We start from the raw sequence: 17,757 nt of genomic DNA, 5'->3' as shown, positions 1-17,757 counted from the left end.
GGAACAGCAGCGGGGGTAGGGAAAACGGTGAAGCCACGGTGCGGGCGGGCACGTACCCTTTTCTGTTGTGCCGAATGCCAACGAAGACAGCCCCGCTGCCCTGAGCCAGGTGCAGCATCGCGCGGTCAGCGAACTGCTGCGAGTTTCCCCCGTCGCCGATGATCTAGCTCGCCGTTTCCAGCAGGCCGGATTCAGCCTTGCCCTGGTCGGTGGCTCAGTCCGGGACGCGCTGCTCGGCCGGCTCGGCAATGATCTCGATTTCACTACCGATGCCCGGCCCGAGGACGTCCTGAAGATCGTCAGGCCGTGGGCGGACTCGGTGTGGGAGGTGGGGATCGCGTTCGGCACGGTTGGCTGCCAGAAGGATGCCCGCGTCGGTGACGCTGTTCAGCGCTTTGAGATCGAGGTCACGACCTACCGCTCCGAGGCGTACGACCGGACCTCGCGCAAGCCCGAGGTGTCCTACGGCGAGTCCATCGAGGACGATCTGATCCGTCGCGACTTCACCGTCAATGCGATGGCCGTCGCTCTGCCGGAGAAGGAGTTCATCGATCCGCACGGTGGTCTGAAGGACCTCGCTGAGCGGGTGCTGCGCACTCCCGGCACCCCCGAGGAGTCCTTCTCCGACGATCCGCTGCGCATGCTGCGAGCGGCTCGCTTCGCCGCTCAGCTGGACTTCGACGTGGCTCCCGAGGTCGTCACCGCGATGAGGGAGATGGCGGACCGTATTGAGATCGTCTCGGCCGAGCGAATCCGTGACGAGCTCAACAAGCTGATTCTTTCTCCGAACCCGAGGAAGGGCTTGGCGCTCCTGGCGGACACCGGACTTGCGGAGCACTTCCTCCCCGAGCTCCCGGCTCTGCGACTGGAGAGTGATGAGCACCACCGTCACAAGGATGTGTACGAGCACTCACTGACCGTGTTGGACCAGGCCATGGACCTGGAGGAGAACGGCCCCGACCTCGTGCTGCGGCTGTCTGCGCTGCTTCACGACATCGGCAAGCCGAAGACCCGACGCTTCGAATCGGACGGCCGGGTCTCCTTTCACCACCACGAGGTGGTGGGCGCAAAGATGACCAAGAAGCGGCTCACGGCGCTCAAGTACTCGAATGACATGGTCAAGGACATCTCGCGGTTGGTGGAGCTGCATCTGCGCTTCCATGGTTACGGCGCCGGGGAGTGGACCGACTCTGCGGTGCGCCGGTATGTGCGCGATGCGGGTCCCCTGCTCGAGCGCCTGCACAAGCTGACCCGTTCGGACTGCACCACGCGGAACAAGCGGAAGGCGAACTCGCTGTCGCGCGCGTATGACGGCCTCGAGGAGCGCATCGCCCAGCTCAAGGAGCAGGAAGAGCTCGACTCGATCCGCCCGGACCTCGACGGGAATCAGATCATGGAGATCCTCGGCGTGGGTCCCGGTCCGGTGGTCGGTAAGGCTTACAAGGCCATGCTGGAGCTACGTCTGGAGCATGGGCCGATGGAACGCGAGGCAGCCGTAGCAGCGCTCAAGGAATGGTGGGCGACGCAGGGCTGATTCGGCGATGGGCCGAAGAGCCGACGATGTTTCACGTGAAACATCGTGGCTCGAAGGTGATCGAGGGCTGATGTTTCACGTGAAACATCAGCCCTCGCGCCATTGAGTCATGGCGACGGCGACGATGGCGTACAGAGCCGAGAGCGAGAGGACGAGCGATACGGACTTGCCGTCCGGGGGGAGCATCAGTGCTGCCACGCCCGCCGCGCCGACAAAGGCGACGTTGAAGAGCACGTCGTAGAGAGAGAACACCCGGCCTCGGAAGGCATCGTCGATGGACGTCTGCACGATGGTGTCCGTTGCGATCTTCGCTCCCTGGGTGATGGTGCCGAGGATGAACGCGGCAATGAATATCGGGATGGGCGAGAAGGGCAGGCCCAGGGCCGGTTCGAGTGCTGCGGCCAGACCCGCGCACATCGCCACCCAGCCGTACTGTCCGAGGCGATCGACTGCCCAGGGCGTGATGAGGGCCGCCGTGAGGAAGCCTGCCCCCGATACGCCCACGGCGAGTCCGAGCAGAGTCAGTCCCTCCGACTCCGTGCTCGACCATGCATACCGGCAGAGCATCAGGACCATGACGGTCAGCGCGCCGTAGCAGAAGCGGAGCACGGCCATCGCCCAAAGGGCCCGGGCAGCGGTCCGCCGCTCCGCCAGATGGTGCAGCCCGTGCAGGAGTCCGCGGGCCGTTGAAGCCACCGCGGCGGCCAGCTCGGGTTGCACCCGTTCCGGATCAGGGCCGAGCAGTGTGCGCTTCATCCGCAGGGACGCGAGCCCGGCGCCGAGATAGAGAGCGGCCCCCAGGAGGACCACCACGGCGTCGGAGTCGGAGGTCGTCACACGTACAGCGAAGGCGAGCCCGGCGCCCGCGGTCGCAGCGAGCGTGCCCGCTGTCGGTGAGAGGGAGTTGGCCATGACGAGCCGCTCTTCATCGACCACGCGTGGCAGCGAGGCGGACAGCCCGGCCAGAATGAAGCGGTTGATGGCTGTGACGGAGAGCGCGGAGACATAGAAGAGCCAGTTCGGGGCGGAAGCGAGGATCAATGCCGCAGTGCCGGCGGCGAGCAGGGCCCGCAGGACATTGCCGTAGAGGAAGACCTGACGGCGCTGCCAGTGGTCCAGCAGGACTCCGGCGAAGGGCCCGACGAGTGAGTAGGGCAGCAGCAGTACGGCCATCGCAGAAGCGATCGCGGCCGGGGAGGTCTGTCTCTCGGGTGAGAAGACGACGTACGCGGCGAGTGCAACCTGGTAGACCCCGTCGGCCGACTGGGACAGCAGTCGAACCGCGAGCAGGCGGCGGAAGTTCGTCAGGCGCAGGAGTACGCGCAGATCACGTACGACAGGCATGTGCGCAAGCGTCACACAGGAAGAGGGCCCCCGGGCAGATGCCACGGGGACCCTCGGAAGTCCGCAAACCCACATGTCGAGTGGAACGGCGCCGGTGCGATGCGGTCCGGCTCGGGAGGGCGTGTCTCCCTGCCCTGCGAGCAGGCGCCGGCCTGTCCGGCCGGCGCCCTGTCCCGCCGGCGCGCCGCTCAGTGCCGCCGGCGCGCCGCCCCTGTCTCGCTAGCGCTCGACTTCACCCTTGATGAACTTCTCGACGTTCTCGCGAGCCACGTCGTCGAAGTACTGGACCGGCGGGGACTTCATGAAGTACGAGGACGCGGAGAGGATCGGGCCACCGATACCGCGGTCCTTGGCGATCTTCGCGGCGCGCAGGGCGTCGATGATGACACCCGCCGAGTTCGGGGAGTCCCAGACCTCGAGCTTGTACTCCAGGTTCAGCGGGACGTCACCGAAGGCGCGGCCCTCGAGACGGACGTACGCCCACTTGCGGTCGTCGAGCCACGCCACGTAGTCCGACGGACCGATGTGGACGTTCTTCTCGCCGAGCTCCCGGTCGGGGATCTGGGAGGTGACGGCCTGCGTCTTGGAGATCTTCTTGGACTCCAGGCGCTCACGCTCGAGCATGTTCTTGAAGTCCATGTTGCCGCCGACGTTCAGCTGCATCGTGCGGTCCAGGATGACACCCCGGTCCTCGAAGAGCTTCGCCATGACGCGGTGCGTGATCGTGGCGCCGACCTGCGACTTGATGTCGTCACCGACGATCGGAACACCGGCCTCGGTGAACTTGTCCGCCCACTCCTTCGTGCCGGCGATGAAGACCGGAAGGGCGTTGACGAACGCGACCTTGGCGTCGATGGCGCACTGCGCGTAGTACTTCGCAGCGTCCTCGGAACCCACCGGGAGGTAGCAGACGAGCACGTCGACCTGCTTGTCCTTGAGGATCTGGACGACGTCGACCGGGGCCTCGACGGACTCCTCGATGGTCTCGCGGTAGTACTTGCCCAGACCGTCGAGGGTGTGGCCACGCTGGACCTTCACGCCCGTGGACGGCACGTCACAGATCTTGATGGTGTTGTTCTCGCTGGCACCGATGGCGTCCGCGAGGTCGAGGCCGACCTTCTTCGCGTCGACGTCGAAGGCGGCCACGAACTCGACGTCCCGCACGTGGTACTCGCCGAACTGGACGTGCATGAGGCCCGGCACCTTGGCGGCCGGGTCGGCGTCCTTGTAGTACTCGACGCCCTGCACCAGCGAGGCGGCGCAGTTGCCCACGCCGACGATGGCTACGCGAACCGAACCCATTCCGGTTGCTCCCTGTTTGTTCTCGAACGAGACCCTGCGTGGATGCGGGGTCTCACTTGGTGGTGTCATCGGACGGATCCGGCGGGTCAGGGTGCCCGGAGGGGCGCCCCTCCGGGGCCGTATCGCCCCGGTGCCGGGGCAGGCCGCCCGTCTCTCCAGATGAAATGTCCTGCTGAGTGCTGTCGCCGGAGGAAGGGGATCGTCGCCGGTCCCGCCCCGCCCGCTCGCTCTCGATGAGCTCGTTCAGCCAGCGCACCTCGCGCTCCACGGACTCCATGCCGTGTCGCTGCAGCTCAAGCGTGTAGTCGTCGAGGCGCTCACGTGTCCGGGCGAGAGATGCGCGCATCTTCTCCAGCCGCTCCTCCAGCCGGCTGCGACGGCCCTCGAGCACTCGCATCCTCACCTCGCGCTCCGTCTGCCCGAAGAAAGCGAAGCGGGCGGCGAAGTGCTCGTCCTCCCAGGTGTCGGGGCCGGTGTGGGACAGGAGCTCCTCGAAGTGCTCCTTACCTTCCGCGGTCAGCCGGTAGACGATCTTGGCTCGACGTCCCGCGAGAGAGGCGGCCAGCGCATCCTCGGGGGCGCTGCCCGGCTCTTCCATCAACCAGCCGTTGGCGACCAGCGTCTTGAGGCAGGGATAGAGGGTCCCGTAACTGAAGGCCCGGAAGATCCCCAGCGACGTATTGAGCCTCTTGCGCAGCTCGTATCCGTGCATGGGAGCTTCGCGGAGCAGCCCGAGAACGGCGAACTCGAGGATGCCGGAACGTCTGCTCATCGACCGCCTCCTCCGCCTTCCCGGGTTCCTATGCCGCTTTGATGTATCGACTCGATACATCCAGACGATAGAACGGTGGTCCTGCTGCGACAAGGGGGGCCATCGTGACCGGCGTCACATCCCCAATTCGCATCAATCGAGTTGCCTTCTTTGAGGTGAATTTCACGTCAAAGTCCGTTTCGGACGTGCGTAGTCTGTGCGGCATGCAGACCACCGGGAACCGTGTGACGCCCCCAAGCGTCGTCATCCTGGATGCATCACGGATGAGCCCGTCGCCGGGCTGGTCCGTATTCATTTCGGGGGGACCGGATCTCAACTGCCGCTTCCAGGCGTTCATGCCTGCCCGAGGAGTAGTCGTTCGATGAGCGAGCACCGTCGCAAACCGCCGCAGCCCCAGGGTGGCGGACGTGCCGCGGCCAGGCGCGCCGCCCAGCAGCCCTCAGGCCGCCGCGCGGCCCCGCCCCGGGGCACCAGCACCGGATCCCCTTCCGAGGGGTACGGGCAGGAACCGATGCCCTCGTACGGAGGGCGCGCCGAAGCGCGGCGTGCTGCCCAGCGCGGCGGTGGTGGCCGCAGGAGAGCCGCCGAAGGCGGTGCGGCCGGCTACGGCGGCCACGGAGGCGGCCGGCGCGGCGGTGGCGGCGGTCCCGGTGGGCCGGGCGGCCGTGACTGGGGCGGTAGCCCCGGGAAGAAGCGGCTGATCGACTATCCCCGCCACGACAAGTACGGCTGGCGCCGCTGGGTGCCGTCGTGGAAGCTCACGACGGGGCTGTGCCTGGGCTTCCTCGGCAGTCTGATGGCGGCGGGGACCATCGCCTACGCCATGGTCGGGGTCCCGAACCCCAGTCTCGCCTCGAAGGCGCAGAACAACGTCTACTACTGGGCCGACGGCTCGCAGATGGCCGCCACCGGTGGTGAGGTCAACCGGCAGATCATCCCGATCGAGCAGATCCCCCAGGACATGCAGAACGCGGTGATCTCGGCGGAGAACAAGACTTTCCGGCAGGACAAGGGAGTCGACCCGATGGGTATCGGGCGAGCCCTCTTCAACATGGCCAGGGGTGGCCAGACCCAGGGTGGCTCGACCATCACCCAGCAGTACGTCAAGAACACGCGGCTTACCCAGGACCAGACCCTGAGCCGTAAGTTCAAGGAGCTGTTCATCTCCATCCGGGTCGGCGCGGACCTGACCAAGTCCGAGATCATGGCGGGCTACCTGAACACGGCGTACTACGGTCGCGGTGCCTACGGGATCCAGGCCGCGGCGCGTACGTACTACAACAAGGACGCGACCCAGCTGAACGCGAGCGAGTGCGCCGTCCTCGCTTCGCTCCTCAAGGGTGCGACGTACTACGACCCGGACGGCGCCACGGCGATCGACCCCGAGGCCACCCGCGAGAACAACACTGCGCGTGCGACCAAGCGCTGGAAGTGGATTCTCGACGAGATGGTCAAGGACGGCCATCTCGACGCTACGAAGCGCGCGACGTTCCAGGAATTCCCCCGGCCAGACCCGCCGAAGAAGAACGCCCAGCTCGGCGGACAGATCGGTTATCTCATCGACCTGGCCAAGGCGAACTTCGTCAACAACAACGACCGGGGCATCACGGCCGACGAGCTGACCAAGGGCGGCTACCAGATCCATACGACCTTCGAGAAGACGAAGGTCAAGCTGCTCGAGGACTCCGTCAAGAAGATCTACAAGAAGAACATCGATCCGAAGAAGCGCCCGGAGAAGGACACGCATGTCCAGTTCGGCGGCGCCTCGGTGAACCCCAAGACCGGGGCGATCGTCGCCATCTACGGTGGTGAGAACGCCACCAAGCACTTCACCAACAACGCAGACCAGACGGGTGCCCAGGTCGGGTCGACCTTCAAGCCCTTCGTACTCGCCGCCGCGATGCAGGACGGAGTGCGCGATCCCTCGCTCGGTGCGGATCAGGGTGCGGAGACCCGTACGCGTGTCGACCCGGACAAGAGCAAGTACAACGGCGCCAACAAGCTCAAGATCAAGAACTACGACGGGACCGTCTGGCGCAACGAGGAAGGCAAGGAGTGGCTTCAGGCCAACGACGGCCAGAAGTCGTACAAGGACATCACCCTGCGTGAAGCCATGATCGACTCGGCGAACTCCCCCTTCGTCCAGCTGGGCATGGATGTCGGCATCGACAATGTCCGCCAGGCGGCGATCAAGGCGGGCCTGCGGGAGCAGAGCCTGGTCGCGGCCAACGTTCCGTCGTTCTCCATCGGCATCTCCGACCCGAGTGCCATCCGGATGGCGGGGGCGTACGCCACCTTCGCTGCCGAGGGCAAGCAGCGCGACCCGTACTCCGTGACCAAGGTCGTCAAGAGCGGGAGCACTGTCTACGAGCACGAGGACAGGGCCAAGTCGGCCTTCTCGTCCGCCATCTCGAGCAATGTGACCGATGTCCTGAAGGATGTCGTCGAGAAGGGCACCGGCACGAACGCCCGGCTCCCTGATCGTCAGGTCGCCGGCAAGACCGGTACCACCGACGGCAACAAGTCGGCCTGGTTCGTGGGCTACACGCCGCAGCTTTCGACGGCCATCGACATGTACCGCATGGACGACAACGCGGAGAACAAGAAGCGCAAGTTCCTCGAGATGTTCGGTACGGGCGGCCAGCAGAAGATCCACGGTGCGTCGTTCCCCTCCGAGATCTTCCGGGAGTACATGTCCGGTGCTCTGAAGAACCAGGAAGCGATCCCGTTCCCGGAGCCCGAGCCTCTCGACGCCGAAGCCGTCTACGGTGGCGGCCAGCCGAGCCCCACGCCCAGTTCGGCGCCTCCGGCCGAGCCGTCCGAGTCGCCTTCGGAGTCCCCCTCCGAGTCGCCTTCGGAGTCCCCCTCCGAGTCGCCCGAGCCCAGCAACTCCTGCGGCCGGTTCGACTGGAACTGCCCCCCCACCGGCGGTCAGGACGGTGGAGGCGACACCACCGGTACCGACTCGGGTGGCACCACCGACGGCGGTGCCACCGACGGCGGAGTGACCACCAGTCCGTCACCGCCCACGGCAGGCGGCGACAACGGGGGCACCCAGGGCAACGGCAACAACGGTGGCGGCTTCTTCGAAGGTCCCGAGGGCTGAGGCACGCCGCTGCGGACCTGCCACGAGGGCCGCTTCACCGGAGGAAGGACTCCGGTGGGGCGGCCCTCGCCCATGTTGTCCACAGGCCCGGACGAGGCGGCCCCGGCGTACGGCAGGATGTGCCCTATGCCGACCTCAGAGAAGACGAGCGTGCACCAGGGCCAGCCGGTCGTACGTCCCACGCAGCGGGACGAGGTCGCGGCGGCCGGCAGCGAACTGATCGGCGGCCCTCTGGGCCGGTTCGCGCAGGTCGGCACCAGCCGGGTCACGCCCGTGCGGGTCATCGCGCTGGTCGCGATCGGAATGTTCGCGCTCGGCATGGTGCAGAAGATGCCCTGCTACGACTGGGCGTGGTTCCGTGGCGCCAGCTCGCAGTACACGCACGCCTGCTACTCCGACATCCCGCACCTCTTCATCGGGCGCGGTTTCGCGGACGGTCTCGTTCCGTACTTCGACCGGCTCAGCGGTGACATGGAGTACCTCGAGTACCCCGTTCTCACCGGCCTGTTCATGCAGGTTGCCGCCTGGCTGACGCTGCCCTTCGGCGGCTCGGTCCAATTCCGCGAGCAGATGTACTGGATGGTCAATGCGGGGATGCTGCTGATCTGTGCCGCCGTCATCGCGGTCTGCGTCACCCGAACCCACCGCCGCCGTCCCTGGGACGGTCTGCTCGTCGCCCTCGCGCCCGCATTCGCGCTCACGGCCACCATCAACTGGGATCTGTTCGCCGTGGCCCTCACTGCCGCAGCGATCCTGATGTGGTCGCGCGGACGGTCCCTGGCTTTCGGCATCCTCATCGGGCTCGCCACGGCCGCCAAGTTCTATCCGGCGCTGGTGCTCGGGCCCTTGCTGTTCCTGTGTCTGCGGGCGGGCAAGTACCGGGAGTACGGGACGGCGGTACTGGGCGCGGCGAGTGCCTGGCTGGTCGTGAACCTTCCGGTGATGCTGCTCGCCCCCGAGGGGTGGAAGAAGTTCTACAGCTTCAGCCAGGAGCGGCAGGTCGACTTCGGATCCTTCTGGCTGATCGTCACCCAGCGCACGGGCGTGCAGTTCGAGGTCGATGCGGTCAACACGTACGGAACGCTGCTGATGATCCTGGCCTGCATCGGCATCGCGGGGCTGACCCTGACCGCTCCGCGCCGGCCGCGCTTCGCGCAGCTCGCCTTCCTGGTGGTGGCGGCTTTCATCGTCACCAACAAGGTCTACTCGCCGCAGTACGTGCTGTGGCTGATCCCGCTCGCCGCGCTGGCCAGGCCGCGCTGGCGGGACTTCCTGATCTGGCAGGCCTGCGAGGTCATGTACTACCTGGGCATCTGGATGTACCTCGCCTACACGACCAGTGGTGACAAGCACCAGGGACTGCCGCCGGAGGGGTACCAGCTGGCGATCGCCGTGCATCTGCTGGGGACGCTCTACCTGTGTGCGGTCGTCGTGCGGGACATCCTGATGCCGGAGCGCGACGTCGTGCGCCAGGACGGGTCCGACGACCCTTCAGGAGGGATCCTGAACAGGGCGCCGGACGTGTTCGTCCTCGGTCGGGCGGCCCATCCACCGCGCCACGCGGCACACGCGGTCGAGGGGCCCAGGGTGGAATGGGGGACCAGCGGGTCCACGGCGGGCTGAGCGGCCGTGGAACGCCGGCACTAGCAGTCGACGAGGCGGTCGAACTGCGTGGTCGTGTGGCGCAGATGGGCGATCAGCTCGTCGCCGACCTTGGGCTCCTGTGAGTCCGCCGGGATGAACAGGATCGAGACCTGCATATGCGGGGGCTCGGCGAACCAGCGCTGCTTGCCGGCCCACACGAACGGCGACAGATTGCGGTTGACGGTGGCGAGTCCTGCACGCGCGACGCCCTTGGCGCGTGGCATGACGCCATGCAGGGCTTTCGGAGCCTCCAGGCCGACACCGTGGGAGGTGCCACCGGCCACAACCACCAGCCAGCCGTCCGACGCCGCCTTCTGCTGGCGATAGCCGAACCGGTCCCCCTTGGCGACCCTGGTGACGTCGAGGACCGAGCCGCGGTACTCCGTCGCCTCGTGGTCGCCGAGCCACAGCCGGGTGCCGATCCTGGCGCGGAATCGAGTCTGTGGGAACTGCTGCTGAAGGCGGGCCAGTTCCTCGGCGCGCAGATGGCTCACAAACATGGTGTGCAGAGGAAGCCGGGCAGCTCTCAGCCGGTCCATCCAGCCGATGACCTCCTCGACCGCGTCCGAGCCGTCCGTACGGTCCAGCGGCAGGTGCAGTGCGAAGCCTTCGAGCCGTACGTCCTCTATGGCGGCGTGCAGTTGGCCGAGATCGTGCTCGGAGATACCGTGCCGCTTCATCGAGCTCATGCACTCGATGACGACACGTGCACCGACCAGTGCGTGCACTCCATCGACCGACGACACGGAGCGGACGACCCGGTCGGGCAGCGGAACTGGTTCCTCGCCACGCCGGAAGGGAGTGAGAACAAGGAGGTCTCCGCTGAACCAGTCCTTGATCCGGGCGGCCTCGTAGGTCGTGCCCACGGCGAGCATGTCCGAGCCGAAGCGGGTCGTCTCCTCCGCAAGGCGCTCATGACCGAAGCCGTATCCGTTGCCCTTGCAGACCGGGACGAGGCCCGGGAACTGGTCGATCACGGACTTCTGGTGCGCCCGCCAGCGCGCGGTGTCGACGTAGAGGGAGAGCGCCATGGCCGGGACCGGAACCTTTCTGGTGGCAGCGGTGTATCAGAGATATGAGCGAGGTTACGGAAGGATCAGCGGCGCGACATGTAGATGTCGAGTGCCTTGTGCAGCAGCTTGTTGAGCGGGAAGTCCCACTCGCCGATGTACTCGACGGCTTCGCCGCCGGTTCCGACCTTGAACTGGATCAGACCGAAGAGGTGATCGGTCTCGTCGAGCGAGTCGCTGATGCCCCGCAGGTCGTAGACGGTGGCGCCCATGGCGTAGGCGTCACGCAGCATCCGCCATTGCATCGCGTTCGAGGGCCGGACCTCGCGGCCGATGTTGTCGGATGCGCCGTAGGAGTACCAGACGTGCCCCCCGACGACGAGCATCGTGGCCGCGGACAGGTTCACCCCGTCGTGCCTCGCGAAGTAGAGGCGCATGCGGTTCGGGTCCTCGTTGTTCAGCACCGTCCACATGCGCTGGAAGTACGAGAGCGGGCGGGGCCGGAAGCGGTCGCGTACGGCGGTGATCTCGTACAGCCGCTGCCACTCGGCGAGGTCGTCGTAGCCGCCCTGGACGACCTCGACGCCGGCCTTCTCGGCCTTCTTGATGTTGCGCCGCCACAGCTGGTTGAAGCCCTTGAGAACGTCGTCGAGCGACCGGTTCGCCAGCGGCACCTGGTAGACGTACCGGGGCTGGACGTCACCGAAGCCCGCACCACCGTCCTCGCCCTGCTGCCAGCCCATCTTGCGCAGCCGGTCCGACACCTCGAAGGCACGCGGCTCGATGTGGGTCGCTTCCACGTCGCGCAGCCGCTTGACGTCCGGGTCCTGGATTCCGGCCTTGATGGCGGGGGCGTCCCAGCGGCGGATGACCACCGGAGGGCCCATCTTCACGGAGAAGGCGCCCTGGTTCTTCAGGTGGGCGAGCATCGGCGTCAGCCAGTCGTCCAGGTTCGGGGCGTACCAGTTGATGACCGGGCCTTCGGGCAGATAGGCCAGGTACCGCTTGATCTTCGGAAGCTGGCGGTACAGGACGAGGCCGACTCCGACGAGCTCGCCGCTCTTGTCGAACCAGCCGAGGTTCTCGGAGCGCCATTCGGTCTTGACGTCCGCCCACGCCGGGACCTGGCAGTGACTCGCCGCGGGCAGGCTCTGGATGTATGCCAGATGCTGCTCTCGGCTGATGGTCCTCAGGGTCAGGCTCATGCGGGGCGCTCCTCGGCAGGTGTGTCCCCATGGATACAGGGGTTCCGGCTCTCGCGCCGAAGCCTACTGCGCCCGAGGAGCGCCTGGTCTGGCCCTACAGGTTCGGAAGCTAGCCGAACAGGCCGCCGAAAAGCCCGCCGCGGGCCATCCCGAGGAAGAAGCCCAGTCCTGAGGCACCCAGTCCGATGACCGTCAGGAAGCGCTCGCGGGTTGTGGCGGATATGAACTGGCCGTACCCGCCAGTGAGGATCCCGATCAGCCCGGACCACGAGGCGAGCAGATGCAGGCTGTAGAACTGCGCGGACACGAAGGACACTGCGCCCAGGACCAGCGTCACCACCATCAGGGTGTCCTGAAGCGGATGAGGCTTGCCGTCCGTCGCAAGGAGAGAACTGGAGGGGTTAGGTCGCATTGCCTGTGCCATGGAGACCTCCTGGCCTTCCGGAAGGCGGCGCATTGTGACACCGCACACACCCGATGCGTACAGAGTGCGGTCCCCTGCACCCGGATTTCAACCGGAAGCGGGTGTGCGGGTACTGTGTACGGTCTGCACCGGTGTCTGCCCAGGGCTCAGTACTCGGTCCTCGCTCGTCGAGGCCGATTGTCAGTGGCTCCTGATTTACTCATAGACATCGATGCTTACGCATCACGACCCTCCTGCCACGGAACGACCGTGGCCGCTGAGTCCAAAGGAGGTGGGTTCCACATGCGTCACTACGAGGTGATGGTCATCCTCGACCCCGATCTCGAGGAGCGTGCTGTCTCCCCGCTGATCGAGAACTTCCTCTCCGTCGTCCGTGAGGGCAACGGAAAGGTGGAGAAGGTCGACACCTGGGGCCGTCGTCGTCTCGCTTACGAGATCAAGAAGAAGCCCGAGGGCATCTACTCGGTCATCGACCTGCAGGCCGAGCCTGCGGTCGTCAAGGAGCTCGACCGCCAGATGAACCTGAACGAGTCGGTCCTCCGGACCAAGGTCCTCCGTCCCGAGACCCACTGAGCGCGTAGCTCAGAGGTCATCGGGCTTCGAGTAGCAGCAAGCAGCCAGAAGCAATCCCGCCGAGAGGTTCACCCATGGCAGGCGAGACCGTCATCACGGTTGTCGGCAATCTTGTCGACGACCCCGAGCTGCGCTTCACCCCGTCCGGTGCGGCGGTCGCGAAGTTCCGCGTCGCGTCCACCCCCCGCACCTTCGATCGTCAGACCAACGAGTGGAAGGACGGCGAAAGCCTCTTCCTGACCTGCTCGGTCTGGCGTCAGGCGGCGGAGAACGTCGCCGAGTCGCTCCAGCGGGGCATGCGCGTCGTCGTGCAGGGCCGGCTGAAGCAGCGGTCTTACGAGGACCGCGAGGGTGTCAAGCGCACGGTCTTCGAGCTGGACGTCGAGGAAGTCGGCCCCAGTCTCAAGAACGCCACGGCCAAGGTCACCAAGACCACCGGTCGCGGTGGCCAGGGTGGCTACGGTGGCGGCCAGCAGGGCGGCGGCAACTGGGGCGGCGGTCCCAGCGGTGGCCAGCAGGGTGGCGGCGGTGCTCCCGCCGACGACCCCTGGTCCTCCAGCGCGCCGGCCGGCGGCCAGCAGCAGGGCAGCGGCGGTGGCAGCTGGGGCGGAGGCTCCGGCGGCGGCTACTCGGACGAGCCTCCCTTCTAAGGGGTGCGTCCCATCGGGACGGTCCCAGGGGCAGCTCGTACCCCCACTTCTTGATCACACAGGAGATACACCATGGCGAAGCCGCCTGTGCGCAAGCCGAAGAAGAAGGTCTGCGCATTCTGCAAGGACAAGACCGCGTACGTGGACTACAAGGACACGAACATGCTGCGGAAGTTCATTTCCGACCGTGGCAAGATCCGTGCCCGTCGCGTAACCGGCAACTGCACGCAGCACCAGCGTGACGTCGCCACGGCAGTCAAGAACAGCCGTGAGATGGCGCTGCTGCCCTACACGTCCACCGCGCGCTAAGGGAAGGGTGACCTAAACATGAAGATCATCCTCACCCACGAGGTCTCCGGACTCGGTGCCGCTGGTGACGTCGTCGACGTCAAGGACGGATACGCTCGCAACTACCTGGTCCCGCGCGGTTTCGCGATCCGCTGGACCAAGGGTGGCGAGAAGGACGTTGAGCAGATCCGCCGTGCTCGCAAGATCCACGAGATTGCGACCATCGAGCAGGCCAACGAGATCAAGGCCCGGCTCGAGGGCGTGAAGGTGCGTCTGGCCGTTCGCTCCGGCGACGCCGGCCGCCTCTTCGGCTCGGTCACCCCGGCTGACATCGCTTCGGCGATCAAGTCCGCCGGTGGTCCGGACGTCGACAAGCGTCGCGTTGAGCTCGGTGCGCCGATCAAGACCCTGGGCGCGCACCAGGTGTCCGTGCGTCTGCACCCCGAGGTTGCCGCGAAGCTCGGCATCGAGGTTGTCGCCGCCTGAGCGACTGCTCCGAGAGCATGAGAGAGGGCCGTACTCCCTTGGGGTGCGGCCCTCTCGCCGTTTCACGTGAAACACACGCCACCGTGAACCCGGCACGGGTGATCATCCGGGGGCTCGGTCGGTCACTCGGCCGGTCAGCGGGTTGCGCCCGTCACGATCCAGCGGCCCGAGCGGGCACGAAGCCACAGCGTGAGCATGCGGACCACCATCATCAGTGTCATGGCCCACCACAGTGCGGTCAGTCCCCCACCGAGGAGGGGCACGAGCAGGGCTACCGGCGCAAAGACCGCCAAGGTGACCAGCATCGCCCCGGCCAGATAGGGGCCATCCCCGGCACCCATCAGCACGCCGTCCAGCACGAAGACCACACCTGCCACCGGCTGCGAGAGTGCCACGACCAGCAATGCCGGGAGCAGAGTGCTGTTCACTGCCGGATCACCCGTGAACAGGGGAATGAACAACGGCCGGGCCAGCGCGATCAGGGCGCCGAGCACCATCCCGGAGAGGATCCCCCACTGCACCATGCGGCGACAGACCTGTCGTGCGCCTTCGGCGTCGCCGGCGCCCAGATAGCGACCGATGATCGCCTGGCCCGCGATCGCGATCGCATCCAGTGCGAAGGCCGTCAGGCTCCAGAGGGCAAGGATGATCTGATGCGCGGCGATGTCGGCGTCACCGAGACGAGCCGCGACGGCGGTGGCGATCAGCAGAACGGCACGCAGGGATAGCGTGCGAACCAGCAGGGGCACACCGGCGTGAGCGCTGGCGCGTATGCCCGCTGCATCGGGGCGGAGCGATGCTTTGTGACGGCGGGCTCCGCGCACGACGACAACGAGATAGGCGGTTGCCATTCCGCACTGGGCGATGACGGTGCCCCAGGCGCTTCCTGCGATGCCGAGACCGGCGCCGTACACAAGCCCGACGTTGAGGGCCGCGTTGGCAGCGAAGCCACCGAGGGCTACATACAGGGGAGTGCGGGTGTCCTGCAGGCCGCGCAGCACCCCCGTGGCAGCCATGACGGCAAGCATCGCGGGGATGCCCAGGCTGGATATGCGGAGATAGGTTATGGCGTAGGGAGCGGCAGTCTCGGACGCGCCGAAGAGCCCGACCAACCAGGGGGCGGCCGGAAGGATCACCGCGACCACGAGGGCGCCCAGGAACAGGGCGAGCCAGATGCCGTCCATGCCCTGACGGATGGCGGCTCCGAGGTCGCCGGCGCCTACTCTTCGCGCGACCGCAGCCGTGGTGGCGTAGGCGAGGAAGACGAAGACGCTCACACCCGTCATCAGCAGGGCGGCGGCCACCCCGAGTCCGGCGAGCTGAGGGGTGCCGAGGTGGCCGACGATGGCGCTGTCCACCATCAGGAAAAGCGGCTCGGCGACGAGAGCGCCAAAGGCAGGAACGGCGAGCGCGATGATCTCGCGATCATGTTGACGTCGGCTGGTCTTCGGTGCCACGGGGGCCTGAGTCATGGGGTCAATCTAATCTTCCACAGGTAATGGATGCAAAGCTTTTCTGCTCCTTACCAATCCATGAGACACGGCTTCTGCTGTGCGCCGTTTGTTCTGATCTTGATCCGGCTGGAGAAGTTTTTCTCCCCCACAGCCGGTGGATGGAAAAGATGCAGGTCAGACGGCTCATGTGGGGAGGGCTATGACTTTGTCCACAATGCTGTCCCCCGGTCCGTGCACAGGTTCTGTGGGGTTCTCCACAGCATCTGGTCGGTCGTCCACATGGCCTGTGGATAACCAGATTGGCTGACGGTGCCCGCGGCCCTAACGTGTACCGGCGCCCGACGCGCCGGAAGTGGAGTCGGGCCGCTCGTTTTGTCAGTGCCGTGCCTTAGAAAGAGTGGCACGGTGAGGTCCGCGGAGCGGACGGGAGGGAGGCGGCCGGTGACCATTCCCGAGCCCCTGGACGATCCCTGGGCCGACATCGGTCCGGGGGACCGTCTGCCGGTCTCCCGACCCCGACGCGGAGAGGGCCGCGGCCGTGGCCGCGAGGAGCAGCACGACCGCGGCCGGGAGAGCGCCCCGTGGGAGGACGGTGCCCCCGGTGGGTTCGAGCGGGTACCTCCGCAGGACCTCGATGCCGAGCAGTCCGTCCTGGGCGGCATGCTGCTGTCCAAGGACGCCATCGCGGACGTCGTGGAGATCATCAAGGGGCATGACTTCTATCGGCCTGCCCACGAGACCGTCTACCAGGCGATTCTCGATCTCTACGCCAAGGGCGAGCCGGCCGACCCCATCACGGTGGCCGCAGAGCTGGTCAAGCGTGGCGAAATCACCCGCGTCGGCGGTGCCTCGTATCTCCATACGCTCGTACAGTCGGTGCCGACCGCTGCCAACGCCTCGTACTACGCGGAAATCGTCCATGAGCGGGCGGTGCTGAGGCGTCTTGTGGAAGCCGGCACCCGAATCACGCAGATGGGATATGCAGCCGACGGCGACGTCGACGAGATTGTGAACTCCGCCCAGGCGGAGATCTACGCCGTCACCGAGCAGCGCACCAGCGAGGACTACCTTCCGCTCGGCGACATCATGGAGGGCGCGCTCGACGAGATCGAGGCGATCGGTTCACGCAGCGGTGAGATGACCGGTGTGCCCACCGGCTTCACCGACTTCGACTCGCTCACCAATGGGCTGCATCCCGGCCAGATGATCGTCATCGCCGCTCGTCCCGCGATGGGTAAGTCCACGCTGGCGCTGGACTTCGCCCGGGCCGCCTCGATCAAGAACAACCTGCCCAGCGTGATCTTCTCCCTCGAGATGGGCCGCAACGAGATCGCGATGCGTCTGCTGTCCGCCGAGGCTCGGGTAGCCCTGCACCATATGCGCTCCGGGACGATGACGGACGAGGACTGGACCCGGCTGGCTCGCCGGATGCCGGACGTCTCCCAGGCTCCGCTCTACATCGACGACTCGCCGAATCTGTCGATGATGGAGATCCGTGCCAAGTGCCGCCGTCTCAAGCAGCGCAATGATCTGAAGCTGGTCGTCATCGACTATCTGCAGCTGATGCAGTCCGGTGGTTCGAAGCGGGCCGAGAGCCGGCAGCAGGAGGTTTCGGACATGTCCCGTAACCTCAAGCTGCTCGCCAAGGAGCTCGAGGTCCCGGTGATCGCGCTCTCCCAGCTGAACCGTGGCCCCGAGCAGCGTACGGACAAGAAGCCGATGGTCTCCGACCTGCGTGAATCCGGCTCCATCGAGCAGGACGCGGACATGGTCATTCTGCTGCACCGCGAGGACGCCTACGAGAAGGAGTCGCCCCGCGCGGGCGAGGCGGACCTGATCGTGGCCAAGCACCGTAACGGCCCCACGGCGACCATCACCGTCGCGTTCCAGGGGCACTACTCACGCTTCGTGGACATGGCTCAGACCTGATGCCGCATTCGTAGGTCTCAGATTTCGTGCCGGAAT

The 17,757-nt window shown here is 66.3% G+C and carries 15 protein-coding genes; 8 read left to right on the top strand and 7 right to left on the bottom strand.

From position 1 onward, the window contains the following. Positions 1-67: 67 nt before the first annotated feature. Complete coding sequence (locus AC068D_RS09025; protein WP_478822295.1) at positions 68-1,534, top strand: CCA tRNA nucleotidyltransferase; 1,467 nt, start codon at positions 68-70, stop codon at positions 1,532-1,534. Between the two features lie 87 nt (positions 1,535-1,621). Here the strand turns inward: AC068D_RS09025 and AC068D_RS09020 are convergent, their stop codons facing one another. The 3 genes from AC068D_RS09020 to AC068D_RS09010 form a co-directional block, all read right to left on the bottom strand. Further along, positions 1,622-2,878 (bottom strand): MFS transporter, encoded by a 1,257-nt coding sequence (locus AC068D_RS09020; protein ID WP_478822294.1) that lies wholly within the window; start codon positions 2,876-2,878, stop codon positions 1,622-1,624. 219 nt (positions 2,879-3,097) lie between these two features. After that, the gene (locus AC068D_RS09015; protein ID WP_478822293.1) at positions 3,098-4,180 is read right to left on the bottom strand and encodes an inositol-3-phosphate synthase; all 1,083 of its coding nucleotides are present in this window, start codon (positions 4,178-4,180) and stop codon (positions 3,098-3,100) included. A gap of 52 nt (positions 4,181-4,232) precedes the next feature. Continuing rightward, positions 4,233-4,952: a PadR family transcriptional regulator gene (locus AC068D_RS09010; protein ID WP_478822292.1), complete on the bottom strand. Its 720-nt coding sequence runs from the start codon at positions 4,950-4,952 to the stop codon at positions 4,233-4,235. A 361-nt stretch (positions 4,953-5,313) separates the two neighbouring features. On the opposite strand from AC068D_RS09010, the gene AC068D_RS09005 reads away from it, so the two are divergent. Then, positions 5,314-8,058, top strand: a complete 2,745-nt coding sequence (locus tag AC068D_RS09005; RefSeq protein ID WP_478822291.1) for a transglycosylase domain-containing protein — start codon at positions 5,314-5,316, stop codon at positions 8,056-8,058. Between the two features lie 126 nt (positions 8,059-8,184). Then, positions 8,185-9,681, top strand: a complete 1,497-nt coding sequence (locus AC068D_RS09000) for a glycosyltransferase family 87 protein (protein ID WP_478822290.1) — start codon at positions 8,185-8,187, stop codon at positions 9,679-9,681. Positions 9,682-9,701: 20 nt separating this feature from the next. On the opposite strand, the gene AC068D_RS08995 is transcribed toward AC068D_RS09000, so the two are convergent. The 3 genes from AC068D_RS08995 to AC068D_RS08985 form a co-directional block, all read right to left on the bottom strand. Beyond that, positions 9,702-10,733, bottom strand: coding sequence for an alanine racemase (locus AC068D_RS08995; RefSeq protein WP_478822289.1), 1,032 nt, complete (start codon positions 10,731-10,733; stop codon positions 9,702-9,704). Between the two features lie 65 nt (positions 10,734-10,798). Beyond that, positions 10,799-11,917: a lipid II:glycine glycyltransferase FemX gene (locus AC068D_RS08990; protein WP_478822288.1), complete on the bottom strand. Its 1,119-nt coding sequence runs from the start codon at positions 11,915-11,917 to the stop codon at positions 10,799-10,801. A gap of 109 nt (positions 11,918-12,026) precedes the next feature. Next, on the bottom strand, positions 12,027-12,341 hold the full coding sequence (locus tag AC068D_RS08985) for a hypothetical protein (RefSeq protein WP_478822287.1): 315 nt from the start codon (positions 12,339-12,341) through the stop codon (positions 12,027-12,029). 282 nt (positions 12,342-12,623) lie between these two features. Here AC068D_RS08985 and rpsF point away from each other — a divergent pair, with 282 nt between their 5' ends. The 4 genes from rpsF to rplI all read left to right on the top strand — a co-directional run bounded on the left by rpsF (position 12,624) and on the right by rplI (position 14,338). Continuing rightward, positions 12,624-12,914 carry a 30S ribosomal protein S6 gene (gene rpsF / locus AC068D_RS08980; RefSeq protein ID WP_004950685.1) on the top strand — a complete coding sequence of 97 codons (291 nt, stop codon included), beginning with the start codon at positions 12,624-12,626 and terminating at the stop codon, positions 12,912-12,914. 74 nt (positions 12,915-12,988) lie between these two features. Further along, the gene (locus AC068D_RS08975) at positions 12,989-13,564 is read left to right on the top strand and encodes a single-stranded DNA-binding protein (RefSeq protein WP_478822286.1); all 576 of its coding nucleotides are present in this window, start codon (positions 12,989-12,991) and stop codon (positions 13,562-13,564) included. A gap of 72 nt (positions 13,565-13,636) precedes the next feature. Then, positions 13,637-13,873 (top strand): 30S ribosomal protein S18, encoded by a 237-nt coding sequence (rpsR, locus tag AC068D_RS08970; protein WP_005315025.1) that lies wholly within the window; start codon positions 13,637-13,639, stop codon positions 13,871-13,873. Positions 13,874-13,891: 18 nt separating this feature from the next. Further along, on the top strand, positions 13,892-14,338 hold the full coding sequence (gene rplI / locus AC068D_RS08965) for a 50S ribosomal protein L9 (protein WP_478822285.1): 447 nt from the start codon (positions 13,892-13,894) through the stop codon (positions 14,336-14,338). Between the two features lie 134 nt (positions 14,339-14,472). On the opposite strand, the gene AC068D_RS08960 is transcribed toward rplI, so the two are convergent. Then, on the bottom strand, positions 14,473-15,810 hold the full coding sequence (locus AC068D_RS08960) for an MATE family efflux transporter (protein ID WP_478822284.1): 1,338 nt from the start codon (positions 15,808-15,810) through the stop codon (positions 14,473-14,475). Positions 15,811-16,251: 441 nt separating this feature from the next. Here AC068D_RS08960 and dnaB point away from each other — a divergent pair, with 441 nt between their 5' ends. Next, on the top strand, positions 16,252-17,721 hold the full coding sequence (dnaB, locus tag AC068D_RS08955; RefSeq protein WP_478822604.1) for a replicative DNA helicase: 1,470 nt from the start codon (positions 16,252-16,254) through the stop codon (positions 17,719-17,721). Positions 17,722-17,757 lie beyond the last annotated feature (36 nt).

This window comes from Streptomyces sp. NPDC043861 (assembly GCF_056435905.1).
The sequence above is the reverse complement of the archived record's forward strand: the minus strand, read 5'-3'. Positions and strand labels throughout refer to the sequence as shown.

Coding starts and splice junctions, on each gene's coding strand:
- AC068D_RS09020 (WP_478822294.1), bottom strand. CDS start 2,878: ATGCCTGTCGTACGTGATCTGCGCGTACTCCTGCGCCTGACGAACTTC.
- AC068D_RS09015 (WP_478822293.1), bottom strand. CDS start 4,180: ATGGGTTCGGTTCGCGTAGCCATCGTCGGCGTGGGCAACTGCGCCGCC.
- AC068D_RS09010 (WP_478822292.1), bottom strand. CDS start 4,952: ATGAGCAGACGTTCCGGCATCCTCGAGTTCGCCGTTCTCGGGCTGCTC.
- AC068D_RS09005 (WP_478822291.1), top strand. CDS start 5,314: ATGAGCGAGCACCGTCGCAAACCGCCGCAGCCCCAGGGTGGCGGACGT.
- AC068D_RS09000 (WP_478822290.1), top strand. CDS start 8,185: ATGCCGACCTCAGAGAAGACGAGCGTGCACCAGGGCCAGCCGGTCGTA.
- AC068D_RS08995 (WP_478822289.1), bottom strand. CDS start 10,733: ATGGCGCTCTCCCTCTACGTCGACACCGCGCGCTGGCGGGCGCACCAG.
- AC068D_RS08990 (WP_478822288.1), bottom strand. CDS start 11,917: ATGAGCCTGACCCTGAGGACCATCAGCCGAGAGCAGCATCTGGCATAC.
- AC068D_RS08985 (WP_478822287.1), bottom strand. CDS start 12,341: ATGGCACAGGCAATGCGACCTAACCCCTCCAGTTCTCTCCTTGCGACG.
- rpsF (WP_004950685.1), top strand. CDS start 12,624: ATGCGTCACTACGAGGTGATGGTCATCCTCGACCCCGATCTCGAGGAG.
- AC068D_RS08975 (WP_478822286.1), top strand. CDS start 12,989: ATGGCAGGCGAGACCGTCATCACGGTTGTCGGCAATCTTGTCGACGAC.
- rpsR (WP_005315025.1), top strand. CDS start 13,637: ATGGCGAAGCCGCCTGTGCGCAAGCCGAAGAAGAAGGTCTGCGCATTC.
- rplI (WP_478822285.1), top strand. CDS start 13,892: ATGAAGATCATCCTCACCCACGAGGTCTCCGGACTCGGTGCCGCTGGT.
- AC068D_RS08960 (WP_478822284.1), bottom strand. CDS start 15,810: ATGACTCAGGCCCCCGTGGCACCGAAGACCAGCCGACGTCAACATGAT.